Below are 26,576 nucleotides of genomic sequence, written 5' to 3' on the forward strand. Positions count from 1 at the left end.
AGAAACAATTGTGGAAGAGCTGTTTGACCTTTTACTGCCCCACCTAGAAAAGCTGCAGAATTTGGCTCGGCCATTTCAAAGGAGTGTAATTGCAAAACCTTGCAGAGCTTGACAGCTTAGATTACGTCGACCTGTAATGAGTCAAGATCCTGGTATTCACATCCAGTCAGGGGCGCCACCGCCGTCGAGCAAGTAATGAATGAACCATTTATTGTGAAGTTAATCCTGATAGAGCTAAACCTACAGGTAAGATGCTGATTTGCATTTCGAAGTCCGCTGAACATAAAAAATCAACCTGGTTACGTGCTTCAAAACCGCTTTAATTGCTCTATGGTCTATATCGGTTCCATGTGCCCAGTCGAAATCAGCACAGATTGGCCTGACGATCGATTTGCATCTTCACGCTTATAGGAGTATCCGATGATCTCGCCTCAGGACGTCTTTGACCTTCAGCGGTGTGATGACTGAAACGGCTAACATCCCTTCCCAGACGCCTAATAGCCCAGTACTGATGGATGGAAACGCTGAGGTACTAAAAGTACTTTGGCGGATGAGCCTCACCTTGGCTGCATGAGTGCAGAATGGTTGGCAAAGAATCATGGTTCCATAACTTGATGGTATTAACCTAACTATTTTGGGCTTGAATCAAATTACTGAACCAGATTCCTCATTTAGCGAATGTCCACTTAGATGCGGTTGAGCACGGCGATACGATTTGCCTTCTCATGCATGCTGCGTTCAGGACGGTGCTGCCAGTAAATCTTATGGTCTTGCTGTGGCTGGGCTGGCTGGGGTACCAAAGAGCGTGATTTAAAAATGCCCATGAAGCAAAATTAACTCAGCCTTTTTTGAAATAACTCCAGTCAGGAGAAAGCAGCAAACACACCTGTGAAGTCTGGAGCCTAGATAATACAATCAACTGAGCCTCCACTCCCAGAGCTATGAAGTGGAACAGCTCTCTGCTACCGACCCAGACGATTTAACGCCGTCAAGCACTGCCATTGTACCGCTCTGAAAAGCGGCGGCAAAGCGTTCTTGCGGCTCATTCGCGCGCTTCTCTTGTCACTTTATGTCTAACCGACGCTTTAAAGCTGCAATAGCAATTTCAATCGCCACGGCTTAAAAACACGATACTAGGCATAACAGCAATTCAAAGACTCCGGAGTGAATACTGTAAACCAGGCCTGGGTGTGGACCAAAGAACTCGCTAGAGATGTAGAAAGTGAATCCCGCGACCACGCTTGTAGATAAAAATACGCGCTCCCATTGTCTACACTGCGCAACGCTCAAATGAACGATAGCGCCATAAGCATCATCACTGCGATCGAGAATGGCTGAGTGATTTTACGCCAGTAAAGCCAACTCATAGCGAGGCATCCTGCTCGAAGCTTTGAGGTAAGTGACATAATCATATAATCCACTCAAAGTTATGTTCTTCTGGTTTTACCGCACTACAAGCTAAATTTATTCGGGCGAGAGAGGCTGTCCGACGTACCTTTGCAAACTGGTTTAGGAGATTCCCAATCTCATCTGGATACTCGTAACCTGAACATCTTTCATCACCCAGGTATTATCAGACAGATAATCGACTTCCCGCCTGCATGCACAACACTTTCTACTTGCTTTTTATCGCCGAAGCGCCATGTTCAAACCAGTAAAGTTTATCGTCTTCAACTTTGCCAAGAAAATAAAGTCGTTCGCATCTCGCGCCCAAACACCGGTTCGCACTGACACGATTTTCCGCTCCGCCAGATGCAAAGTAAAGCAATGCAGATCACGCGCCATCTTTTGAGCCGAGGGGCCCCCACTGACCAAGTAAAGTCACTAGAATCATTAATGGGACTGTTGTTTTTACTACTGACAGCCCGATATCAAGCTTGGAATAACCAGCCGCCTGCATCACTACCAACTCGGAACTTGGAGGCCAGCATGCCTAATCCAATTAAAGCGCCCAATAATGCAGCCATTGGGAAGAACATTTCAATATCACGAGGAATACTCAACAATACGTAGAAAAGAGCTCTGGATTAAGTCCATAACTGCCCTGACCTACTTTACGTAGCTGCTCAACGTACTTGATGATGGGCAGAAAGGCCCACAAATGTCGCCAACACCAGTGACGTAGTTGCGATAATGGTTCTACCAATATACAGATCGAGAATTTTAAACACGACTTATGCTGCCTTCTTTCTTTGTCTTAGTTTGTCTTTTAAAGCGTCGCATTGGAATACTGTCCAAAGAATTGATCCCCTAACGCAGTCAACAGCAAAGCGGCGTTAATCGGCCACATACCGATAAAAGACGGGATCGAGCCATCTTCCAGCGCAGACTTCGTTGCACTGATCGAGAGGAAATACGCCAGATAGATGAGAATCGCTGGGCCCATTTTCGCAAAGCGCCCCTGACGCGGATTCACCGCTGACAACGGAACAACCAACATGGTCAGAAGCGGAATGCAAACCACCAGAGAAATACGCCATTGCAATTCAGCCTGAGCGCGCGGATCTGGGTTAGACACTAACTGCATCGTAGGGATAGCTTCCCAGTCACGCCCTTTCGGTTTCACATCACGTTGACCAATCAAAACCTTCATACTGATCAAAATCGGTCACCATGTAATCAACGCGCGTTGGTACACCTTCATAACGCGTACCGTCGTACATGCGAATAACCTGACGTCCATCACTTAATTCTTTTCACTTCACCAGATTGCGAGAAGGACACACTTGGCAAAATTGAATCACGTGGGCGCATCTGAGCAACGAATACATGTTTAAGCTGCTTGCCTTCAATATCATCAATAAAGACCACTGAAGAACCGTCTGGGGTGCCTTGGAACTGACCCTTTTGCAATAAATCAACACTATTTTCAGCTTCCACTTCTTCCTGTAACTGAATCAGCTTTTCCTGACTCATTGGTGAAAAACACAAATGCATTGGCTGCGGCAATCACACCGGTAATAACGGCCAAATACAAGGCAGCACGTATCAGGAATTTATTGCCGATCCCTGTTGTAATCATGACAGTTATTTCACTTTTCCGCATACAGACGACCGAAAGTCAGCAAAATACCAAGGAAAAGACTCAAAGGGAGCATCAATAAGCCCATCGAAGGCATACTCAAACTCACATAGTGCATCACCAGACCGGCAGGGAATATCACCATCCGACGCATCCAGCTAAAACTTTGATCAATTTTTGGCTTAAAAACACTAAAAACAGGATAAAAATATCGCTAACTGGCTCTTGAGTGTCTCGTGGATCAAATATCTAACAATAATCACGCTGAAATTACCTATACAAAACTTGTTTTTTAATTGAATCACTATAATTTCCCGTTGAACCTTTTTATTTTTAAATTTTTGGCTAACTGTTAACGCGCTTATTTAAAAGTAGTTCCGATTAAGGAATCAACAAGTAAGACGCCATTATCTAACATTTAGTTCTATTTGTCTTCAGGATGTAGGAGTACGCATGGAGTTCAGTGTAAAGAGTGGTAGCCCGGAAAAGCAGCGCAGCGCTTGTATCGTTGTAGGCGTATTCGAACCACGTCGCCTTTCTCCAGTTGCTGAACAGCTCGATAAAATCAGCGACGGCTATATCAGTTCACTACTTCGCCGTGGTGATCTGGAAGGTAAACCAGGACAGATGCTACTTGCATCAAGTACCAGGTGTATTGTCTGAACGTGTTTTACTTGTCGGTTGTGGCAAGGAACGTGAATTGGGCGAGCGTCAGTACAAAGAAATTATTCAGAAAACGATCAACACTCTGGAATGAAACAGGTTCGATGGAAGCGGTCTGCTTCCTAACTGAGTTGCACGTTAAAGGTCGCGACACTTACTGGAAAGTTCGTCAAGCAGTCGAAGCAACAAAAGATGGTCTGTATACTTTGATCAGTTCAAGAGCGTGAAACCAGAGACTCGCCGCCCACTGCGTAAGCTAGTGTTCAACGTCCCTACTCGTCGCGAGCTGAGCTTGGGTGAAAAAGCGATCACTCATGGCCTTGCTATTGCGTCAGGCGTAAAGGCATCTATGACCTGGGCAACATGCCGCCTAACGTTGCAAACCCAGCCTACCTTGCCTCACAAGCCGTCGCCTAGCAGACGATTACGAAACCATCACCACCAAGATCATTGGAGAACAAGAGATGGAAAAACTGGGTATGACTTCATACCCAGCCGTTGGTCGTGGTTCTAAAAACGAATCTATGATGTCTATCATGGAATACAAAGGCAACCCGGATTCAGAAGCAAAACCAATTGTTCTGGTGGGTAAAGGTCTCACTTTCGACTCAGGCGGTATCTCACTCAAACCCGGTGAAGGAATGGATGAGATGAAGTATGACATGTGTGGTGCAGCATCTGTCTTCGGTACCATGAAATCTCTGGCAAAGCTGAACCTACCAATCAATGTTATCGGTGTCCTTGCAGGCTGCGAAAACATGCCTGGCAGTAACGCGTACCGCCCAGGTGATATTCTAACCACTATGTCAGGTCAAACTGTCGAGGTGCTAAACACCGACGCAGAAGGACGTTTGGTTCTATGTGATGCATTGACGTACGTCGAACGATTCGAACCAGATTGCGTTGTCGATGTCGCGACTCTGACAGGTGCTTGTGTCATTGCATTGGGCCATCACATCAGTGGCGTTGTTTCTAATCACAACCCACTTTCCCATGAGTTGGTCAACGCTTCTGAACAAGCGAGTGACCGCGCATGGCGCCTTCCAATGGCTGACGAGTACCATGAACAGTTGAAGAGCCCGTTTGCCGACATGGCAAACATCGGTGGTCGCCCTGGCGGTACCATTACAGCCGGCTGCTTCCTGTCTAAGTTTGCTAAAAATACAACTGGGCACACATTGACATTGCAGGTACTGCGTGGAAATCAGGCGCAGCAAAAGGGTCAACAGGCCGTCCGGTCTCAATGTTTGTCCAGTTCTTACTGAACCGCAGTGGCCAAGAAACAGAAGAGTAATTTCTGAACAAATTCTAAAGGGCCGACAGGCCCTTTTTATTCGGAATGATTATGCCAAACGCGACGTTTTACATCATTAAGCCTGATTCACCACAAGCTAATCAAAAAGGCTTTGAGCAGTATGTTTTGTTTCTGGCTGGTCACTTTGCCAAACAAGGCGCTAAGGTCTATCTCCATTGCCATGATAAACAACATGCGGAGCAGCTAGCGGAATGTTTCTGGCAAGTCGATGCCGAGCAATATCTGGCTCACAACCTCACAGGTGAAGGACCAAAATATGGCACAGGCATTGAAATCGGATACCAAGGCGTTAAGCCCTCATGGAACCGTCAACTAGTAATAAATTTGGCGGAAAATGAGACAACCTTTGCGAATAAGTTTGCAGAGGTGGTAGACTTCGTCCCTTGCGAAGAAAAAGCCAAGCAACTGGCGCGAGAACGATATAAAATCTATCGCCAAGCGGGTTATCAGCTACAAAACGATCGACATCGCACATCACTAATGGTCAATCCTTATAGTTAAGCTCTCCTTCGAGAGAGTTCACTTATAAAGATTGACTTAGAATTAAACTAGACCTATCTGCAGAATATCTATAGCTATGGAAAAGACATATAACCCAACTTCAATTGAACAAGCTTTTATACCAAGCTTGGGAAGAGAAAGGCTACTTTAAGCCACACGGCGACACGACGAAAGAATCATACAGCATCATGATCCCGCCACCGAACGTCACTGGTAGCCTACACATGGGCCACGCGTTCCAAGACACCATCATGGATACTCTGATCCGTGCTGAGCGTATGAAGGGCAAAAACACCCTTGGCAAGTAGGTACAGACCACGCTGGTATCGCAACTCAGATGGTTGTTGAGCGTAAGATCGCCGCTGAAGAAGGCAAAACTAAGCACGATTACGGTCGTGATGCTTTTATCGACAAAATCTGGGAATGGAAAAACGAATCTGGTGGCACAATCACTAAACAGCTTCGTCGCCTAGGCGCATCTGTAGACTGGGACCGCGAGCGTTTCCACTATGGATGCGGGCCTATCTAACGCTGTTCAAGAAGTGTTTGTTCGCCCGTACGAAGAAGACTTAATCTACCGTGGTAAACGTCTAGTAAACTGGGATCCAAAACTGCACACTGCGATTTCTGATCTTGAAGTTGGAAAACAAAGACAAAAAAGGCCACATGTGGCACTTCCGCTACCCGCTAGCAAACGGCGTGAAGACAGCAGAAGGCAAAGACTACATTGTTGTTGCGACTACTCGTCCAGAAAACCATGCTTGGTGACACTGGTGTTGCTGTAAAACCCAGAAGACCCTCGTTACAAAGATCTTATCGGTAAAGAGATCCTGCTTCCTATCGTTAACCGTCTAATCCCTATCGTAGGCGATGAGCACGCAGATATGGAAAAAGGCACAGGTTGTGTGAAGATCACCCCTGCACACGATTTCAATGACTACGAAGTTGGTAAGCGTAACAACCTACCAATGATCAACATCCTAACTTTCAACGCTGATATCCGTGATGCGGCTGAAGTCTTCACTACTAACGGTGAAGCTAGCGATGTTTACTCTACAGAGCTTCCTGCTAAGTACCACGGCATGGAGCGTTTTGCTGCACGCAAAGCGATCGTTGCGGAATTTGAAGAGCTTGGTCTTCTTGATGAAATCAAAGATCACGACCTAACGGTTCCTTACGGCGACCGTGGTGGCGTAGTTATCGAACCAATGCTAACAGACCAATGGTACGTGCGTGCTGCACCTCTTTGCTGAGCCCGCTGTTAAAGCAGTGGAAGATGGCGAGATCCAGTTCGTTCCTAAGCAGTACGAAAACATGTACTTCTCTTGGATGCGTGACATTCAAGACTGGTGTATCTCTCGTCAGCTTTGGTGGGGTCACCGTATCCCAGCTTGGTATGACAACGACGGCAACGTATATGTAGGTCGTACTGAAGAAGAAGTACGTGCAAACAACAACCTTGCACCAGTCGTTGTTCTTCGCCAAGACGACGACGTACTGGATACGTGGTTCTCTTCTGCACTATGGACGTTCGGTACTCAAGGCTGGCCAGAGCAAACTGAAGACCTGAAGACATTCCATCCTTCAGACGTACTAGTAACTGGTTTCGACATTATCTTCTTCTGGGTTGCGCGTATGATCATGATGACCATGCACTTCAACAAAGATGAAAACGGTAAGTCACAAGTACCATTCAAGACCGTTTATGTAACGGGTCTAATCCGTGACGAAAACGGCGACAAGATGTCTAAGTCGAAAGGTAACGTACTTGACCCAATCGACATGATCGATGGTATCGACCTTGAGTCTCTCGTAGAGAAGCGTTGTGGCAACATGATGCGGCCTCAGCTAGCGAAGAAGATCGAGAAGAACACTCGTAAGACTTTTGAAAACGGTATCGAACCATACGGTACTGACGCACTGCGTTTCACTCTTGCTGCTATGGCTTCTACTGGCCGTGACATCAACTGGGATATGAAGCGTCTTGAAGGTTACCGTAACTTCTGTAACAAGCTATGGAACGCAAGCCGTTACGTACTGATGAATACAGAAGAGCACGATTGTGGCATGTCACTGTCTGCTGAAGAGCGCGCTAACCTTGAGTCCTCTCTTGCTGACAAATGGATTGAATCTCAGTTTGAGCTGGCTGCGAAAGAGTTTAACGCTCACCTAGACAATTACCGTCTAGACATGGCGGCAAACACGCTTTATGAATTCATCTGGAACCAATTCTGTGACTGGTACCTAGAGCTAACGAAACCCGCTCTTTTGGAAAGGCACTCGAAGCTCAGCAAGTTGCGACTCGCCACATGCTGATCACGGTACTTGAGAAAACGCTACGTCTAGCTCATCCCGTGCTTCCTTACATCACAGAATCTATCTGGCAGAGCGTGAAGCCTCTAGTAGACGGTGTTGAAGGCGACACTATTATGACTCAAGCGCTTCCTCAGTTTAACCAAGAGAACTTCAACGCTGAGATCGTAGAAGACATCGAATGGGTTAAGACTTTCATTACTGCTATCCGTAACTCCATGTGCCGAGTACGACATTGCACCAAGCAAAGGTCTATCGGTAATGGTTAAGGTTGCTGATGAGAAAGATGCAGCTCGTATCGCAGCAAACAAGACTGTACTAAGCTCACTGGCTAAACTAGATGAAATCAAAGTTCTGGCTAAAGGTGAAGAGACACCAGCTTGTGCAACGAAACTGGTTGAAAAGTCTGAGCTGATGATCCCGATGGCTGGTCTGATTGACAAAGATGCCGAGCTTGCTCGTCTTGATGGCGAAATCAAAAACTCACGGCGAAATCAAACGCATCGAAGGCAAACTAGGTAATGAAGGTTTCGTTGCTAAAGCGCCTGAAGCGGTTGTTGCGAAAGAGCGTGAAAAGCTAGAAGGTTACCAAGAAACCTTAATCAAGCTTGAAGAGCAGAAGACAACGATCGCGGCACTCTAAACCAGTACCACACAAAGAAAAGGCAGCGAATACGCTGCCTTTTTTTATCTCTGCTATTCGCGTGCGGACTGGATACGTAGCTCAAAATCAGGGTGAGTACTCATCCACTCTGGTACGTCCAGCATTCCTTGTTGCCTGATTAACTCGAACATGTCTGCCATCGGCACACTACTGCCATAGATATCCACCATCGCTTGTCGAGCATAAACGTCAGCTTCCAATTCAGCTTCACGAGAGTGACCATTGGCAAGGAAGAAAACTCCTAGCCCAGCCAAGTTATCCACGACTCCCGAACTTTCGCCGGTTAAGAGGGCAACGCCAACGGAAAGTAAGTCTCGAGTGGACCAAGCTTTTGATCATATGGCGATGATGAACATGACCTAGCTCGTGAAGTATAATGCTATCGAGTTGTTGTTCATTCTCAGCTAGAGTGACCAAGTCGTCGAGCAACACGATTTTCCCACCTGGTAAAGCAAATGCATTGGCGCCAAGTTCTGAGGAGCGAAACACCACCTCAATAGGATAAGGTAGTGGTTCCAGCTGTGTGACATGCTGAATCACGCGTTGGCGGATCGCATGCTGCTCTTGCAGACTCAACTTGCTCTCTTGCCAGCGATTATCAAAGCTTTCGAGTACTTTATCGCCCAGCGTCACTGCTACATAATCAGGGATGGCGTTGGCGACCTTCTCACTGGTCCATGGCAAAACATAAAAGTAGCTGCCTAATACCACCCGATACATACTGCTACTGACAACAGCCAAGCCAACCAGTTAGCTTCCATTTTATCAATAGTGCTGCTTCTGCGATTTCGCTCCAGCCAGTGGCTGACGTCTGTAGTTCTCTCCACGACAAACACCCAGCCATCGGGGAATTTAAAACGCACGGGAGATTACCAACAGGCACACTGATATCGGCGTATTGCTGGTCACAGCTGATGATTTTCCCATCAACACGCAAACTTAATGCGTTGGCTTGAGTGACATCCAACTTGGCAGGATGACGCTCCGAGCTACGTGGCGGAAATGCCACCCCGTCAAATAGCATTAGCTGATTCCGATACCGAGATCAAAAGCCTGAGCCACTTCATCTGATACCGCTGATTTGACCGTTGAATCTTGATCTGTCGCTTTCAGTGCGCCCATATCACCAAACACAACGGTATTATCAGCAACATAGCGGGACGTTCTAACCATAACCCAAGGTCTGGCAATACTGAGGGTTACTACCTGCAATAAGAAGTTAGAGATCACCAACCAAGTGTACCCTCTCGCAGTTAGTGACGACTTGAAAGTGTATCGATTGTCTGACTCTTGCGCCGATTTTGCTTGTAGCTGGTCAAAATGTAATTGCGTAATCTTGTTGTGGTATACGCCGTTAGACCGATAGTCAGAATGATGATGGCTAGGTAGGCCACAATAAACGTCATAAACTGAGATGCGCCCATCAACGAGCTTAGATCGCCACTCTGAAATGTGGTGAAATCGAAACCGCTGAATACCGTCAGAGACATCACAACCAAAAGAACAATCGACGCAACAATACCCAGACCTATCGCTTTTAGATAGGTTTTGAAGAAGAAGCCAGTCTCGAGTTCTGCACTGAACTTCCAGTCTCCGTATCGATAGCCATTAGAAAAATATCTATGTGCGCCAGCCACGACCCATGCATACACCACAGCCATGAACACAAAAGAAGCAATACTCAATACCGTAGCTCCTACCGGCGAAACACTGGCGACTCCCATGACTACACCAACGTAAATAGCCACAGCCAGCACAGCGCCTAAAACCTCGTCCCATCAGTGCCACATATGCATCTTTTAATGAAGAGTCAAAAGAGAAATGAACATTGCGGTAACTCGTCATTGCGGCATCAAAACGGGCATTGCTCCACAATAACCAAGGTAAAGCAACCAAAAAGCCAGTAGTAGTACAGCACTCACTACTGGGAAAATGCGTTAGCCACAGCCCAAATGACTAGAACTGCAACAGCGACTATACGCCCTTTTGAGGATTTGCATCGGCACAGCATGATACTCAAAGTTATCATTGTCGACATAGGTATTGCCGTAGAAATAGCGTTTTGTTCTGACCTTCGCCCAAGCAGAATAAATGCCCAAAGTGATGATGCTCAGCAGAACATTGACTATCCAAATGCCAAAGAATTCGCCTCCCTTCCCTTAAAATTAATGGGATTCGTTATATGTTTTTGTTCCATTTATTACATTTCCTGACGTAGTTGACTAAAAAAACAAGGCAAATAATTTCTTACATTTCATTGCCATCGTCCATGTCTTAATAACAAGAAAATGCAACCAATTGATGTACATCACAAATAACATGAGTGATTGATACAATAATTTTACATATGGTAGACACCAAATTTGTTTCCTCATGAGATCTCAAATAGTTTTTGCTTGGCTACCGTCATGTTCGCTCAGCGCTTTTGTTGTTATTGAGCCAATCGAGTACGTGTCTTCTAGAATTACTTAAGAGGTCACCAAATAAGGAACCCAGATGCTGAAGAAATCACTAGCGGCTATTCCCTTGCTTCTGTTTATTCATATCATCAGCCTACGCCGAAAACACGCGTAAAACCGTCAACATCACCGCTGGAGATTGGCCTCCTTTATCGGTCAAAGCCTCGAAGATTACGGTGTCGTCGCACAAACCATCAAGCAGGTTTTTGCGTTACAAGGTTATAAGGTGGTTTTCACTTTCTACCCTTGGGCAAGAGCTTATGAGAAAGCCCAAAGTGGCGAATACGATGCCACTGCGGTGTGGATGTTTGATGATGAGCGGACGGAACATTTCTATTTCAGTGAACCCGTATCACAAGAGCAATTTGTTTTCTTTCATCACAAAGACCTCGCCTTTGATTGGTCTACTATAGACGATCTCAAAAGGCTATAAGATGGGCGGCGGGCTTGGTTACAGCTATGGGGAAGCTTTGGATAGACTCATTGATGCCAAAGAGATCAGTATAAGCCGGGTCAATAGCCCCAGTCAGAATCTGTTGCGCCTTAACCACAAACGCATCCAAATCTATCCGGAAGAACGGCAAATCGGCATATATCACCTAAAACCAACAACCAGAAGAGATTCAGGTAATATTACCTACCACCCGAAACCTTTTCTAACAACGACGGCTTTGTCATGTTCTCAAAACTAAGTCCAAGAGGAAAAAACTACTAGAGGTTTTTAACCAAGGGCTTATTAAATGGCATCAGCAGCAATCTCAAAGCAACTAAACGACACGGTTTTGCTCTCGCCCTTGATGAAAAGCGTTAATATTGTCCATCAGAATATTCGCTAGATTCTGTATCGATGAGTCACTACCCCACGCCACGTGTGGTGTTAGGAGTAAATTGGGCAAATTCATATTGGCGAGTAGCGGATTGCTATCATCCGCTGGCTCTTGGCTAAACACATCTACGCCAGCGCCAGCAATGGTGCCTCGTTTTAAGGCCTCAACCAGAGCCGCTTCATCAATCAACCCACCTCGACCAGTATTGATCAGCACACTGCCAGGCTTCATTTGAGCCAGTTCATGACGCCCAATCAAGTGATGAGTCTGTTCATTCAACGGACAATGTAGCGTCAACACATCAGCCATCATCAACACCTGCTCAAATGGCAGGTAGCCATTTCGACAAAGATTTGCGCCTTTATGTTCGGCGTAAATAACCTGCATCCCAACCGCCCTAGCCAGAGCCGCAGTGGCCTGACCCAAAGCTCCAGAACCAACAACGCCCAAAGTTGATCCTGCTACGTCACCAATTGGGTGAGTAAAGAAGCAAAACTGCTTATTGCGCTGCCATTCCCCCATTAGCAATATCATTGTGATAGCCCATCAAATTGCGCTTAAGAGCAAATATCATCCCAACCACATGCTCAGGCACCGATTGAGTGGCATAGCCCCCGCACGTTTGTGACGGCTATGTTTTTGCTCACGGCAGTAATCAATGTCGATGTTGTTGAAGCCAGTAGCCGAGACCGCGATCAGCTTGAGCTCCGGCAGTTGACGCAATACTGCCGCATCTAATACGACTTTATTCGTGATGACGATTTGAGCATTTTTCAACCGCTCTACCACCAGCTCGGGGCTGGTAAAATCATATTCAATCCATTGATGGTCAAAAGGAAGGTGAGGTAATTCGATATAAGTTGGGATCGTTGCACGATCCAAGAACACAACATTCGGCAGCGACATAGCTTCTCCTTTCGCTGCCCATAATGAAATCATGGACGCGGCAGCGCTTTGTAATCAGGCAATACTCGCACAGGATCGAAATAGTTAAAGATCAACGCCTCCGCTTCCAGGATAAAAATCACAAGGAACAAAAAATACTGCGTAAGCAGTCATCTTGAGGGTGGTAAAAACTCAATTCAGCCGCATGCAGTTCAAGACGGTTGGAGAATTCAAAAGCTCTCCCTTGCGAATAAAATTCATCTCCGACAATCGGATGCCCTAAAGCCTGCATATGCACACGCAACTGATGTGAACGCCCTGTAATAGGCAGTAACCTGACAATAGTGGTCTGCTCCTCCCGCTTCGCCACCTCAAATAAGGTTTGAGATGGCTTACCCTGCTCAAAACAGACTTTCTGCTTCGGCCGATTTGGCCAATCACAAATCAGTGGAAGATCCACTTTTCCCTCTTGTTGTTCAACCTGCCCCCATACACGAGCATAGTAGACCTTATGCGTGAGGCGAAACTGAAACTGTTTTTTTAACGCCGATTCTGTGGGCTTGTTCTTGGCAAAAGCATTAAACCTGAAGTTGACATATCAAGACGATGAACCGGTTGGATGTCAGGATAGATGTCTTTCAATCGGCTCCACATGCTGTCGTAATGCTCTTCAGCCCTGCCTGGCACAGACAAGAGACCCGACGGTTTATTCACCACAAGGATGCCTTCATCTTCAAATACTCGCTCAATCCATGGCTCGGTGGGAGGATAGTATTGCTGCATAGCCATAAAACATCTCAATCAGGTATAAAACGCAACCAGTATATCAGAGTCATGCCTGTGACGGCGTTTCCACATCCTAGTATGTTTTAGCTTTTTCATGTAAATAATATTTAACACATTGATTGCATGTGATATTCATACTTAAAGTTGACAAGAAATAATCAATAACGACAAAAACATCAAGGAACCCAAATGGAAACGATCTCCGCTTCAGAAAGCAAACCCAAATGCTCTCTGTCACAACTCATCCGTTCGCCAGGCCCAGGGATCACGATGGCTGCCGCTGCGGTGGGAGGATCACATCTGGTGGCTTCAACCAAAGCCGGTGCAATTTACGGTTGGCAGCTAGCCGCACTCATTTTGTTAGTTAACTTTTTTTAAATACCCATTTTTCCGTGCCAGCATACAGTACACCATGGGAACAGGAGAAAGTCTGGTCGAAGGCTACGCCAAGCTAGGCCGACCTTACCTATGGCTGTTTGTCGCACTCAGCGTCGTTTCTGGCGTCGTTAACACAGCCGCCTTACTCCTCTTCAGTGCTAGCTTGTTGGGTTACTTTATTCCTTTCGAGCTCTCGACTACGAGCTTGTGCTTAATCGTCTTAGCCACCTGTTTAACGATTCTGTTTGCAGGTCACTACAAAGCCCTCGACGCCTTATCCAAAATCATTATGGCGGTACTGACCATCGCAACATTGACTGCGGTCGCTATTGCCGCAGGTAACCCCTGTCGAAGCGGCTCCCGCTTTTGAAGCGCCCTCACCTTGGTCCATTGCCGCTATCGGTTTTATTGTAGTAACCATGGGTTGGATGCCAGCACCGATTGAAATTTCCAGCCTGACTTCAATGTGGCTTAAAAGTCAGCAACACCACCAAAAGGTAACGGCTCGTTCTGCTTTGTTTGATTTCAATGTGGGCTACATCGGTACCGCTATTCTGGCGATTGTCTTCCTTGCGCTGGGTACTTTGGTCTTACACGGCAGCAATATTGAACTATCTCAATCGGGTGTAGGCTTTTCACATCAGTTGGTTGGGCTCTACGCATCAACCATTGGAGAGTGGTCGCGTTACCTGATTGCAGCCGTTGCGTTCTTCTGCATTTTTGGCAGTACGATTACGGTGATTGACGGCTACGCTCGAGTGATTTCAGAATCTCAACGACTACTGCGTAAGCAAAAAGAGATGAAGCATAAAGTGACTCAAGGTTGGATGTTACTTATCTCCGCAGCGGCACTGTCGATTATCGTATTCTGGGCGACAGCACTTCTACCAATGCTTGATTTTGCGATGATTCTGGCCTTTATGACCACACCGTTTTTCGCGCTACTTAACTATATTCTGGTTTCAAAATCTCAGCTACCAGAACCTTTGGCGCTCAGCAATAAACTGAAATGGCTTTCTATCACTGGCCTTGTCTACCTGTTTGGTTTCTTGGCGGTATTTGTCTGGTGGAAGTGGCTGATGTAGTCAAAATAGCGACCAACAAAAAAGCGCCTTCAAATGAAGGCCTTTTACTGCAAGTGACGTAAATCAGTTGTGAGATACAACGATCATACGCAGAGAATCAAGTTGATATTGAGCTTGAGCAATGTAGCCACTCAGCTCTTTAATTTGCGCTTCAATCGCCGCCAGTTCTTCATCACGGATGTTTGGGTTAACCGCTTTCAATGCTTGCAGTCGTTCCAGCTCTGCATTCAAGCTCGCCTGCATTTCTTGTTGCGCTTCTGCACGTACGGCTTCGACTTTTTCGACAATCAACGCTTCACCTGCGGTGATCATCTGATGAACCTGAGCCTGAACTGACGACACCAGTTTGGTCGCCATATGACGGCCTACCGGGCTAAGCTGGCGGTTAAAACTTTCAAACTCAACCTGCTGAGATAAGTCACTGCCTTTGCCATCCAACATCAAGCGGATTGGTGTTGTCGGCAGGAAACGGCTGATACCACTGCGCTTTGGCGCCTGAGCATCAACTTTATATACCAATTCAAGCAGCATGGTGCCTACTGGTAACGCTTTGTTCTTTAGTAAAGATACTGCCGTTGCACCAACGCCTTCACTCATCAATAAGTCGATACCACCCTGAATCATAGGGTGCTCCCAACTGATGAAGTTCATGTCTTCACGAGACAACGCCGTTTCACGATCAAAGGTGATCGTCGCACCTTCATAAGGCAGACCAGGATAACTTGGCACCATCATGTGTTCAGATGGCGTCACCACCAAGGCATTCTCCCCTTTATCATCCTGATTAAGGCCAATGGTATCAAACAGACTCAACGCAAACGTCACTAGATTGGTATCACCATCGGTAGCCGCAATCTTATCGACTATCTGCTGCGCTTTTTCACCACCATTGGAATGCATTTCCAGTAAACGGTCACGCCCTTGCTCAAGTTGAGATTTAAGCTCTTTATTCATCGCAGCAGACTCGCTGATCACATCATCGAGTTCGGTAACGTCACCTGAAGCGAGCATTTCAATCAAACGATCAGAGAACTTGTCATACACCGCGCGACCTGTCGGGCAAGTTTCAGCAAACGCATTTAGACCTTCATCGAACCAACGCGCCAGAATCGCCTGTGAAGTCTGCTCCAGATAAGGAACGTGAATATCAATATCACGACTCTGCCCAATACGGTCCAGACGACCAATACGCTGCTCAAGTAAGTCGGGGTTGAACGGCAAATCGAACATCACCAGTTGGTTTGCAAACTGGAAATTACGACCTTCTGAGCCAATTTCACTACAGATAAGGACCTGAGCGCCACCCTCTTCCTGCGCAAAGTAAGCGGCCGCTTTATCGCGTTCCAGAATCGACATACCTTCGTGGAACACGGTGGCACGGATACCTTCACGCTCACGCAGCGCCTGCTCTAGCTGTAGCGCTGTGCTAGCACGAGAAGCAATAACCAAGATCTTGTCACTGCGCTTTTGTTTGATCTTCTCAATCAGCCAATTGACACGTGAATCAAACTGCCACCAGCTAGCATCATCACCTTCAAACTCTTGGAAGATTTCTTCTGGGTACAGATTTTTCAGCGCACGTGCTTCTGGGCTGATTTTGCCACCAATCATGCCCGATACGCGCATAGACGTTGTGTACTGTTGAGGTATCGGCATTGGCAGTAGGTTCACGTTGCGCACCGGGAAGCCTTTAATCGCTGCACGAGTGTTACGGAACAGCACGCGTCCGGTACCATGGCGGTCCATCAAGTTGTCGATCAGCTCCTGACGAGCTGCGGCTTTAGCTTCTTCTTCGCTATCGCTTTCAATAATGCGGAATAAAGGCTCAACATCCTGCTCAGACAACAATTCAGTAATCTGATTTTTAGCGTCATTCTCGAGCTGTTGGCCGGAGAAAAGCGCACTCACTGAATCCGCTACTGGCGCGTATTGCTCTTCTTCCTCAACAAACGCTTGGTAGTCATAGAAGCGGTCTGAATCGAGCAAACGCAGACGGGCAAAGTGACTTTCACGTCCTAGCTGTTCTGGGGTTGCGGTCAAAAGGAGTACGCCTGGGGTACGCTCTGCCAGCCCTTCAACCACCTGATACTCACGACTTGGTTTTTCTTGACTCCATTCTAAGTGGTGAGCTTCATCAACAACCAGTAAGTCCCACTCACCTTCGAGCGCTTGCTCAAAACGCTTGCGGCTCTTGCGTAAGAAATCCAGTGAACACAGTACATACTGCTGAGTATCAAACGGGTTATCTGAATCGGCAAACGCCTCAATACAGCGCTCTTCATCAAAAATAGAGAAGTGCAGATTGAAGCGGCGCATCATTTCCACTAACCATTGATGCTGCAACGTTTCCGGTACCACAATCAGGATACGTTCCGCTCGGCCAGCCAGCACCTGCTGGTGGATGATCATCCCAGCTTCAATGGTTTTACCTAGGCCCACTTCATCGGCTAATAAAACGCGAGGCGCATGACGACGACCGACTTCATGAGCAATGTATAGCTGATGCGGATCAGACCCGCACGCATGCCACACAGACCACGCATCGGGCTTTTATGCTGCTCATATTGGTTCATCAATGCACGATAACGGAGCACAAAATTGTCCATTCGGTCAATTTGACCCGCGAACAATTTATCTTGAGGTTTGTTAAAACGAATTTGATTGCTGAGCATGATTTCGCGCAGCATCACCTCTTGCTCTCCGCTGTCTTCACGGGTGCCGATGTAGGCAAACAGACCTTGGTCCTCGACCACTTGCTCAATCTTAAGTGACCAACCTTGCTGACTGTCAACGACATCACCAGCGTTAAAGGTTACTCGGGTAACAGGCGCATCATTACGAGCGTACACTCGGTTCTCTTCTGAAGCTGCAAACATAAGTGTCACAGTGCGAGCATCCAGTGCTACTACAGTCCCTAAACCTAAATCGCTTTCTGTATCGCTGATCCAGCGCTGGCCCAAAGCAAATGTCATGAATCGACTACCTCATCTGTTTAATTCAAAAATGGGTCTATTTATCTTAGTTGTTCTTGCGTGACTTGAAAGGCAACTGACGGGGAAGTAAATGGTCAGCAGTCACGCCAAAAAGGTCGCTCATATTACTCGAAGCTGTGATATTGGTCACGCACAAACACCTCAAAAACCAACAAATTTTTCTCTATCTTTTGCATGACATCAAAGTGTAAGAAAAGAGTGGCAAATCTAAAAAAGAGAGTTGGAAATCTGACTTATACTCACAGGTGAGAATGCAGACGATGGTGTCAATGTTTTGACTGGCACGAGAGATGCATTGTTTCGGATGACGATCAATACGGGTTTGTAGCATATCAGCTAACCGACAGCGATCTCTGAGCGACTTAGCGACATGCTGCAAACAACCGCAGGTAGGCCATCATCACAAGCGATTGTGAATGGCAAACAAGCCGCATCACGGCAAGGAGACGCTTATGGGTGACACGGATCGGAAACTTTTTGTCCTAGACACCAACATCCTTCTTCATGAACCTTTAGCCATCTATTCCTTTCAAGAACACGACGTGGTCATTCCAATGACCGTCCTCGAGGAGCTCGACCGAATCAAAGACAGCAAACGCGACGTTGCCCGCGATGCGCGAGTGGCCATCCGCGCCATGGAAGCTATGTTCAAAGACGCCACACCAGATGAAATCTCTGAAGGCATTCCCATCAATCGAGATAAGGAAAATACCGGCCATATCTCTATTCTCGCCGATTTTGAACTGCAAGAGACTGTTAAGGCATTTGCAGACAAAGCCGGCGATAATCGCATTCTTAATGCGGTACTTTATCTGCAGAACAAACGAGCACCACGTGAAGTGGTTCTGATCACCAAAGACATCAATATGCGCTTACGCGCCAAAGGGGCAGGCGTTCGCTTCGTTGAAGACTATCGTACTGATCAATTAATTGATGACGTTCAGTACCTAACTAAAGGCTTCCAACAAATCGAAGGTGACTTCTGGAGCAATATTGATGAGGTCGAGAGTAAGAACCTTGGTGGTCACACGTTCCATACCCTAGATCGAGAGCCTTTTGAACCAACTTACATTAATCAGTATGTGATTGATGAAGAGAGTGATTTCGCAGGGCGAGTGGAAGACATCACCCCTGACAAGGTAACACTGAAAGATCTCAGCCGCGAGCGTATGATGCATCGTCGAGCGTGGGACATCACGCCGAAGAACATTTATCAAGGCATGGCGTTAGATGCCTTACTCGATCCTGATATTGATTTGGTGATTCTAACGGGGGCTGCGGGCAGTGGTAAAACGCTACTTGCTATGGCGTCCGCTTTAGAGCAAACCATTGAACACGGTATGTTTGACAAGATCATCGTCACACGTAATACGCCAGATATCGGCGAATCGATTGGCTTCTTGCCTGGCAGTGAGGAGGAAAAAATGCTGCCTTGGTTAGCGGCGGTAACGGACACACTGGAAGCGCTACATAAGCACGACCACTGTACTGAAGGCTCATTGAAGTACATCTGTGACAAAGCCAATATACAGTTTAAGTCGATAAACTTTATGCGTGGCCGCTCAATCCAAAACGCGTTTGTCTTACTGGATGAGTGTCAGAACCTGACCGCTTCGCAAATCAAAACCATCATTACTCGCTGTGGTGAAGGCACTAAGATAGTCTGCTCGGGTAACCTGGCGCAGATTGACTCCCACTACCTCACCCCCTGTTACCTCAGGATTGACTTACATGGTGGAGCGCTTCAAGAACTTCGAAGGCAGCGCTAATGTCCACCTAAATGGCGTCGTTCGCAGCCGTCTAGCTGAGTTTGCAGAAGAGAATTTATAATCAAAAAAAAGCGGGATATTATTTACATCCCGCCATTTTATTGAAATAATTATTCACAAACAGCACTTAACTATGTTTAACTAGTCCTATTAAAATAATGAGCAATGAAGGACTGAAGCATGGCTTTCAATCTACGTAACCGAAATTTCCTTAAGCTTCTCGATTTCACCCCAAAAGAGATTCAGTTTTTACTCGATTCATCTGCGGATCTTAAGAAGGCAAAATACGCGGGCACAGAACAGAAAAAAGCTCGTTGGTAAAAACATCGCCCTGATCTTTGAAAAGCCTCTACTCGCACCCGATGCGCATTTGAAGTAGCCGCTTTCGATCAAGGCGCACAAGTTTCTTACATCGGCCCATCCGGTTCACAGATCGGTCACAAAGAGTCGATGAAGGACACCGCGCGTGTATTAGGCAGAATGTATGACGGGATTGAATACCGAGGGTTCGGCCAAGAAGTCGTAGAAGAGCTGGGGCAATACGCTGGTGTACCTGTTTGGAACGGTTTGACCAACGAATTTCACCCCACTCAAATATTGGCCGATTTTCTCACCATGATTGAACACGGTCGCGGTAAGCTGCTCCATGAAATCAAGTTTGCTTATTTAGGCGATGCACGCAACAACATGGGTAACTCTCTATTGGTGGGGGCTGCCAAAATGGGCATGGATATTCGTCTTGTCGCCCCTAAAGCTTTCTGGCCAGAAAAGGAACTGGTGGCAAACTGCCAACTGATTGCTCTACAAACAGGGGCAAAAATCACGCTGACTGAAAGCGTTGATCAAGGGGTTAAAGATTGCGACTTCCTGTATACTGACGTGTGGGTTTCGATGGGCGAAGCTCCAGAAGCTTGGGATGAGCGAGTTACTCAAATGAAGCCTTATCAAGTGAATATGGAAACCCTAGATAAAACCGGTAACCCGCAAGTCAAGTTCATGCATTGCTTACCGGCATTTCATAATGATGAAACCACCATAGGTAAGGAAGTAGCCGACAAATACGGAATGAATGGTCTAGAAGTGACTGAAGAAGTGTTCGAGTCTGACCACTCGATTGTGTTTGATGAAGCAGAGAACCGTATGCATACGATTAAAGCTGTGATGGTCGCAACACTCGGTTCATAACACCAACAAAAATTGCACAGTAAAGCTTCGATGTAATCGCTTGCGTTAACAAATCTTCAGCGTATAATGCTCGGCAATTTGTCTGGAGGTAGTGACCAAATGCCACGTAAAACGTGTTCTACAAAACGATTTACATTAGGTAAGCCAAAACGCTTACTGGCTGGTCTTTTTACTATTTCCACCGATTTTTAAAGCCTCCCTATTGGGAGGCTTTTTTATTGCCTAAATTGCAGATGGGACGATGATTATGACGAACACGCTTTATAACAAGCACATTATCTCAATTCCTGAGCTTTCTCGTGAAGAGCTGGAACTGATTGTCAAAACCGCAGGTCAACTCAAAGCAGAGCCTAATCCTGAGCTTATCAAGAATAAGGTGATTGCCAGCTGCTTCTTTGAACCCTCTACCCGTACTCGTCTGTCTTTTGAAACCGCTATCCAACGTGTCGGTGGCAGCGTGATTGGTTTTGATAATGGCGGTAACACTTCGCTAGCCAAAAAAGGAGAAACCTTATCTGACTCAGTTCAGGTTATCTCTTCTTATGTCGATGCATTTGTTATGCGTCATCCACAGGAAGGCGCTGCACGATTAGCTTCTGAATTCTCCAGTGGTGTACCGGTCATCAACGCGGGTGACGGAGCGAACCAACACCCCACACAAACTCTGCTCGATCTGTTCTCAATTGCCGAAACACAAGGCCGTCTTGATAACCTCAACGTTGCCTTTGTTGGTGACCTGAAATATGGCCGTACTGTTCACTCTCTGACACAGGCCCTAGCAAAGTTTAACAATGTTCGCTTCTACTTCATCGCTCCAGAGGCACTGGCGATGCCAGATTATATTTGTGAAGAGTTGGATGAAGCTGGCATTGAATACAGCATGCATACGGACATGGAAACTGTCATCCCTGAGCTGGACGTGTTGTATATGACCCGTGTTCAGAAAGAACGCTTTGATGAGTCGGAATACGCGCACATCAAATCTGCCTACATCCTCACTGCAGCCCTGCTAGAAGGTGCGCGCGACAACCTAAAAGTGCTCCACCCACTGCCTCGTGTGGATGAAATCACGGTTGACGTCGATAAAACGCCACACGCCTATTACTTTGAACAGGCTGAAAATGGCGTCTATGCGCGTGAGGCCCTACTTGCCCTTGTTTTAAACCAATCACTGTAATCGGGAGAATCATCATGGCTAAAGAAACTCAATTGCAGGTTGAAGCAATCAAAAACGGCACCGTTATTGACCACATCCCAGCTCAGATTGGTATTAAAGTTCTCAAACTATTTTCAATGGATAAGTCAGAGCAGCGCGTCACTGTTGGCCTCAATTTGCCGTCTTCGGCCCTCGGCCATAAAGACCTGCTTAAGATTGAAAATGTCTTTATCACTGAAGAGCAGGCAAGCAAACTTGCCTTGTACGCACCACATGCCACAGTTAACCAAATCGAAAACTACGAGGTTGTGAAGAAGCTGGCTCTCGATTTACCAGAACAGATCAACAACGTCTTTGAATGCCCAAACAGTAACTGCATTACCCACGATGAACCTGTAGAAACTAGCTTTAAAGTATTCGAGAAGAAAGATAACGTTCGATTAAAATGTAAGTATTGTGAAAAAGTCTTCTCACGAGAAATCGTCACTGAGCGTTAATCATCTATTAATCATAAATTATCTATCCCTGCTCTCTGCTAGCAGGGATTTTTCTTTACGCCGCCGAGCTTTCACGGCACACTGATTTCCCTTAATTACGTTAACCCCAACAGATGGAACATAATATGACTAAAGTACTTCATACAGAATCCGCTCCTGCTGCTATTGGCCCATATGTACAAGGTGTAGACCTAGGTAACATGGTACTGACCTCAGGTCAGATCCCGGTAAACCCTGCAACAGGTGAAGTATCAGCAGACATCTCTGAGCAAGCTCGTCAGTCTCTGGATAACGTAAAAGCGGTGGTTGAAGCATCTGGCTTGTCTGTTACTGACATCGTTAAAATGACGGTTTTCGTCAAAGACCTCAATGACTTTGGCACAGTTAACGAAGTGTATGGTCAATTCTTCGATGAGCATAATGTGTCAAACTACCCTGCTCGTTCATGTGTAGAAGTGGCTCGTCTACCTAAAGATGTAGGTATCGAAATTGAAGCGATTGCTGTTCGTAAGTAATTTTCGAATACCATAAAAAAGCGAGCTTAATGCTCGCTTTTTTTACGCTAGAAAATCAATAATATTTGTCACAACCTATATGCAGTTGTGGATCATCCATTAATTCGCTGATGTCAGCAGCAAACTGCTGATGAGAATCACGCGCCTCAATAAGAATCGCATGGTTCTTCTTATCAACGGCCAAGACTCTTCCAACGCCCTGTTTACATTCCACCAGCATACCTTTTTCGATTTCAGTAATATCCATATCCATCTCCCCTTGTTGTTTACCTATTTACAACCTGAGAGATAAAAGGATCAAAAAAGCCGACTCAAAAGTCGACTTTTTATAATATTAATTTATGGCTTACTTAACGAAATCCACACCCGTTTGGATGTCGCCGTTCAGTGTTTCTAACATGCCATCAAGTGCGGATTTTTCGAATGTACTCAGTTCACCATAGCTCAGGATCTCTTCAACGCCATCTTTACCCAGCTTCACTGGTTGTGCGAAGAACGGCGCATGCTCACCATCACCTTCTACGTAAGCGTACTCAACTACGTCTTCACCTTGAAGTGCTTTCACTAAAGCAAGACCGAATCTGCACGCCGCCTGACCCATAGACAGCGTTGCGCTGCCGCCACCCGCTTTTGCCTCTACGACTTCAGTACCCGCATTCTGGATACGCTTAGTCAATGCAGCGACTTCTTCTGCAGTGAACTCAACACCTTCAACCTGAGAAAGCAGAGGAAGAATCGTTACACCAGAGTGACCACCGATAACAGGAACACGCACTTCACCTGGATCTTTATCTTTTAGATCCGCAACGAAAGTTTCAGAACGGATAACATCCAGAGTTGTTACACCAAACAGGCGACGCTTATCGTAAACGCCCGCTTTCTTAAGAACTTCTGCCGCGATTGGCACGGTCGTGTTGACTGGGTTAGTGATGATACCGATCATCGCTTTAGGACAAACGTGAGCGATTTTCTCTGCAAGAGACTTAACGATACCAGCGTTGACGTTAAATAGGTCCGCACGATCCATACCAGGCTTACGTGCAACACCCGCTGAAATAAGAACAACATCCGCACCTTCAAGTGCTGGCGTTGGATCTTCGCCCGCATAACCTTTGATTGATACAGGCGTTGGGATGTGGCTTAGATCAGCAGCAACACCCGGAGTAACCGGAGCGATGTCGTAAAGTGCTAAATCTGAACCTGCAGGAAGGCGGTTTTTAAGTAAAAGGGCTAGGGCTTGACCGATGCCTCCAGCGGCACCAATAACGGCTACTTTCATCGTAGTTCTCCTTGAGATGGATCTCTTTATAAGTCTTGGGGTGATTTGAAATCAACGCTGTCCAAAGCTATAGCAATCACATACTGATTACAATCAATTAACGTCAGCTTTGCGACCTTGCGCAACACAGTAACAACATACTACATACAAGTGTTTATTATCCTCATATTTACCTTTATTGACAAAGGGTTAAGCAATAATAAAGTTGCAATACCTCTCCCCTGTTTACAGTGACATGTTAGACAGATTTAGGGATCGCATTGGCACAATATGCATAGCTATGCGAGAATATTCACTTGATTTTTATAAAAACAACGGCTGAAAGAGAACCATGCGTCATTCAGAAAAACAAGATAACCTCGTCCGTGCATTTAAAGCATTGCTCAAAGAGGAACGATTTGGCTCCCAAGGGGATATTGTCGAGGCTCTGAAAAATGAAGGCTTCGAAAACATTAACCAGTCCAAAGTTTCCCGTATGTTGACCAAGTTTGGTGCTGTTCGTACCCGCAATGCCAAGATGGAAATGGTTTACTGTCTGCCAGCGGAGTTAGGTGTGCCGACAGTATCGAGCTCGCTGCGTGAGTTGGTTCTAGATATTGACCACAACAATGCCCTAGTCGTGATTCATACTGGACCAGGCGCCGCTCAGTTAATTGCTCGTTTACTCGATTCACTGGGTAAATCAGAAGGCATACTCGGTGTCGTCGCTGGAGATGACACCATTTTCATTACTCCGACCCTAAATATAACGACGGAACAATTGTTCAATTCAGTCTGTGAACTATTTGAATATACTGGATAAGTTTCAGATATCACTCCCTGTTGTTGAGTCACTTGAGGTCACTCTCCTTGTGACTCAAATCACATCTTCGACAAATCTCTTCATCCAAATACGTATTATTCTAAACCATTGATTCAACGATGGTTTAACCTGCTAATTTAGGTTAATTTTTCGTTCAATATGCAGCCAAAATCGCTATATTTTTTAACAATTGTGTAATTATGTGCCGATTATTTGGTATTATTCTGCCACTTTTTCAACATACGGATTGAAAAAGATGCCGTTTCCATAATAGGAAACTCCCATAGTGACTACACTTGCTCTGGGTTAATAATGGATAAAGGAAGGGAAATTCATGGCATTGAACAAACTTATCAAAGTTGGTGCTATTGCAGCTGCTGTAGTGGGTGCTGGCGCGGTTAACGCTCAAGAATTCATTACGATTGGTACAGGTTCTGTAACGGGCGTTTACTACCCGACTGGTGGCGCGATTTGTAAACTGGTTAATAAAGGCCGTAAAGATCACAATATTCGTTGTTCTGTGGAGTCGACTGGTGGTTCGATTCACAACGTCAACACTATTCGTGCTGGAGAGCTGGACTTTGGTATCGTTCAGTCTGATTGGCAGTACCACGGATACAACGGGACAAGTAAGTTTGCTGAACAAGGCCCGTACAAAAAGCTACGTGCAGTGTTCTCACTACACACAGAACCATTCAACATCATCGCTCGTGCTGATTCTGGTATAGAAAACGTATCTGACCTGAAAGGCAAGCGCGTAAACATCGGTAACCCAGGTTCTGGTGACCGTGCGACTATGGGTGTGGTAATGGAAGCCATGGGCTGGACTAACGACAGCTTCAAGCTTGCTTCTGAACTAAAAGGTTCTGAGCGTTCACAAGCTCTGTGTGATAACAAAATCGACGCGTTCGTTTATGTTGTTGGCCATCCAAATGGATCAATCAAAGAAGCAACCACTTCATGTGATGCGAAGCTAATTTCTGCAACTGGCCCGCAAATCGACAAGATCGTCGCTGACAATCCATATTACGCATTCAGTACAATCCCAGCGGGTATGTACCGTGGTACAGATAAAGACGTAAACAGCTTCGGTGTTGCCGCGACTATGGTGACAACGACTGATGTTTCAGACGATGTTGCTTACAACGTGGCAAAATCTGTATTCGAAAATTTTGATACCTTTAAGCGTCTGCACCCTGCGTTTGCAAACCTTAAGAAAGAAGACATGGTCAAAGCTGGTCTTTCTATCCCTCTACACCCAGGTGCTGAGAAATACTACAAAGAAGTAGGCCTACTTAAGTAACCTCTCTTTTGTTCATCAAGGAGGTCACTACCTCCTTGATGTATCAAGCTCTAAGGTATTGAGCAATATCGTATTATTTGGAGTTTCACATTTTTGAAACTCCTCTTTATTTGTATCTATCACAAACTTACTAATGAGCAATGTTTGATCTTTTCACTAGACTGAAAGATGCAAATCAG

At 46.0% G+C, this 26,576-nt stretch carries 8 protein-coding genes and 13 pseudogenes; 12 read left to right on the top strand and 9 right to left on the bottom strand.

The window, feature by feature from the left end:
- Nucleotides 1–1,119: 1,119 nt before the first annotated feature.
- Together lptG and lptF are read right to left on the bottom strand one after the other, a co-directional pair.
- Nucleotides 1,120–2,171: pseudogene (gene lptG, locus KW548_00005) on the bottom strand (LPS export ABC transporter permease LptG).
- A pseudogene (gene lptF / locus KW548_00010) lies at nucleotides 2,164–3,285 on the bottom strand (LPS export ABC transporter permease LptF). Before lptF ends, lptG begins: the two co-directional pseudogenes overlap by 8 nt.
- Nucleotides 3,286–3,475: 190 nt before the next feature.
- On the opposite strand from lptF, the pseudogene pepA reads away from it, so the two are divergent.
- From pepA to KW548_00025, 3 genes and pseudogenes are all read left to right on the top strand, one after another.
- Nucleotides 3,476–4,979 (top strand): annotated as a pseudogene (pepA, locus tag KW548_00015) (leucyl aminopeptidase).
- Between the two features lie 51 nt (nucleotides 4,980–5,030).
- Nucleotides 5,031–5,501 (top strand): DNA polymerase III subunit chi, encoded by a 471-nt coding sequence (locus KW548_00020; protein QXX06610.1) that lies wholly within the window; start codon nucleotides 5,031–5,033, stop codon nucleotides 5,499–5,501.
- Between the two features lie 76 nt (nucleotides 5,502–5,577).
- Nucleotides 5,578–8,457 (top strand): annotated as a pseudogene (locus KW548_00025) (valine--tRNA ligase).
- 53 nt (nucleotides 8,458–8,510) lie between these two features.
- Here the strand turns inward: KW548_00025 and KW548_00030 are convergent.
- Together KW548_00030 and KW548_00035 are read right to left on the bottom strand one after the other, a co-directional pair.
- A pseudogene (locus tag KW548_00030) lies at nucleotides 8,511–9,502 on the bottom strand (M48 family metallopeptidase).
- Nucleotides 9,502–10,675: pseudogene (locus KW548_00035) on the bottom strand (DUF898 domain-containing protein). Before KW548_00035 ends, KW548_00030 begins: the two co-directional pseudogenes overlap by 1 nt.
- Before the next feature lie 299 nt (nucleotides 10,676–10,974).
- Between KW548_00035 and KW548_00040 the strand changes: the two are divergent.
- Nucleotides 10,975–11,708, top strand: a pseudogene (locus tag KW548_00040) (transporter substrate-binding domain-containing protein).
- Here the strand turns inward: KW548_00040 and KW548_00045 are convergent.
- Together KW548_00045 and KW548_00050 are read right to left on the bottom strand one after the other, a co-directional pair.
- Nucleotides 11,705–12,670: pseudogene (locus KW548_00045) on the bottom strand (D-2-hydroxyacid dehydrogenase). The pseudogenes KW548_00040 and KW548_00045 overlap by 4 nt on opposite strands.
- Before the next feature lie 29 nt (nucleotides 12,671–12,699).
- Nucleotides 12,700–13,438 (bottom strand): annotated as a pseudogene (locus KW548_00050) (RNA pseudouridine synthase).
- Between the two features lie 186 nt (nucleotides 13,439–13,624).
- Between KW548_00050 and KW548_00055 the strand changes: the two are divergent.
- Nucleotides 13,625–14,898, top strand: a pseudogene (locus tag KW548_00055) (divalent metal cation transporter).
- 63 nt (nucleotides 14,899–14,961) lie between these two features.
- Here the strand turns inward: KW548_00055 and rapA are convergent.
- Nucleotides 14,962–17,870: pseudogene (gene rapA / locus KW548_00060) on the bottom strand (RNA polymerase-associated protein RapA).
- 473 nt (nucleotides 17,871–18,343) lie between these two features.
- Between rapA and KW548_00065 the strand changes: the two are divergent.
- The 5 genes and pseudogenes from KW548_00065 to KW548_00085 all read left to right on the top strand — a co-directional run bounded on the left by KW548_00065 (nucleotide 18,344) and on the right by KW548_00085 (nucleotide 23,013).
- Nucleotides 18,344–19,721: pseudogene (locus KW548_00065) on the top strand (PhoH family protein).
- 119 nt (nucleotides 19,722–19,840) lie between these two features.
- Nucleotides 19,841–20,845: pseudogene (locus KW548_00070) on the top strand (ornithine carbamoyltransferase).
- A gap of 247 nt (nucleotides 20,846–21,092) precedes the next feature.
- Entirely contained in the window at nucleotides 21,093–22,022 is a 930-nt protein-coding gene (gene pyrB / locus KW548_00075) for an aspartate carbamoyltransferase (GenBank protein QXX06611.1), read from the top strand.
- Between the two features lie 14 nt (nucleotides 22,023–22,036).
- Entirely contained in the window at nucleotides 22,037–22,498 is a 462-nt protein-coding gene (gene pyrI / locus KW548_00080) for an aspartate carbamoyltransferase regulatory subunit (GenBank protein ID QXX06612.1), read from the top strand.
- 125 nt (nucleotides 22,499–22,623) lie between these two features.
- Nucleotides 22,624–23,013, top strand: a complete 390-nt coding sequence (locus KW548_00085; protein ID QXX06613.1) for a RidA family protein — start codon at nucleotides 22,624–22,626, stop codon at nucleotides 23,011–23,013.
- A gap of 55 nt (nucleotides 23,014–23,068) precedes the next feature.
- On the opposite strand, the gene KW548_00090 is transcribed toward KW548_00085, so the two are convergent.
- Both KW548_00090 and mdh read right to left on the bottom strand, forming a co-directional pair.
- A complete protein-coding gene (locus KW548_00090) occupies nucleotides 23,069–23,260 on the bottom strand; it encodes a hypothetical protein (GenBank protein ID QXX06614.1) in 192 nt (63 codons plus the stop codon).
- 99 nt (nucleotides 23,261–23,359) lie between these two features.
- A complete protein-coding gene (gene mdh / locus KW548_00095; GenBank protein ID QXX06615.1) occupies nucleotides 23,360–24,292 on the bottom strand; it encodes a malate dehydrogenase in 933 nt (310 codons plus the stop codon).
- A gap of 331 nt (nucleotides 24,293–24,623) precedes the next feature.
- Here mdh and argR point away from each other — a divergent pair, with 331 nt between their 5' ends.
- Complete coding sequence (gene argR / locus KW548_00100) at nucleotides 24,624–25,094, top strand: transcriptional regulator ArgR (GenBank protein ID QXX06616.1); 471 nt, start codon at nucleotides 24,624–24,626, stop codon at nucleotides 25,092–25,094.
- A 334-nt stretch (nucleotides 25,095–25,428) separates the two neighbouring features.
- On the top strand, nucleotides 25,429–26,397 hold the full coding sequence (locus KW548_00105; GenBank protein ID QXX06617.1) for a TAXI family TRAP transporter solute-binding subunit: 969 nt from the start codon (nucleotides 25,429–25,431) through the stop codon (nucleotides 26,395–26,397).
- Nucleotides 26,398–26,576: the final 179 nt, after the last annotated feature.

Source organism: Vibrio neptunius (assembly GCA_019339365.1).
In the GTDB taxonomy this organism is placed as follows: domain Bacteria; phylum Pseudomonadota; class Gammaproteobacteria; order Enterobacterales; family Vibrionaceae; genus Vibrio; species Vibrio neptunius.

What these genes read in the sequence shown, in the direction of transcription:
- KW548_00020 (QXX06610.1), top strand. Translation starts at nt 5,031, where the DNA reads ATGCCAAACGCGACGTTTTACATCATTAAGCCTGATTCACCACAAGCT.
- pyrB (QXX06611.1), top strand. Translation starts at nt 21,093, where the DNA reads ATGACGAACACGCTTTATAACAAGCACATTATCTCAATTCCTGAGCTT.
- pyrI (QXX06612.1), top strand. Translation starts at nt 22,037, where the DNA reads ATGGCTAAAGAAACTCAATTGCAGGTTGAAGCAATCAAAAACGGCACC.
- KW548_00085 (QXX06613.1), top strand. Translation starts at nt 22,624, where the DNA reads ATGACTAAAGTACTTCATACAGAATCCGCTCCTGCTGCTATTGGCCCA.
- KW548_00090 (QXX06614.1), bottom strand. Translation starts at nt 23,260, where the DNA reads ATGGATATTACTGAAATCGAAAAAGGTATGCTGGTGGAATGTAAACAG.
- mdh (QXX06615.1), bottom strand. Translation starts at nt 24,292, where the DNA reads ATGAAAGTAGCCGTTATTGGTGCCGCTGGAGGCATCGGTCAAGCCCTA.
- argR (QXX06616.1), top strand. Translation starts at nt 24,624, where the DNA reads ATGCGTCATTCAGAAAAACAAGATAACCTCGTCCGTGCATTTAAAGCA.
- KW548_00105 (QXX06617.1), top strand. Translation starts at nt 25,429, where the DNA reads ATGGCATTGAACAAACTTATCAAAGTTGGTGCTATTGCAGCTGCTGTA.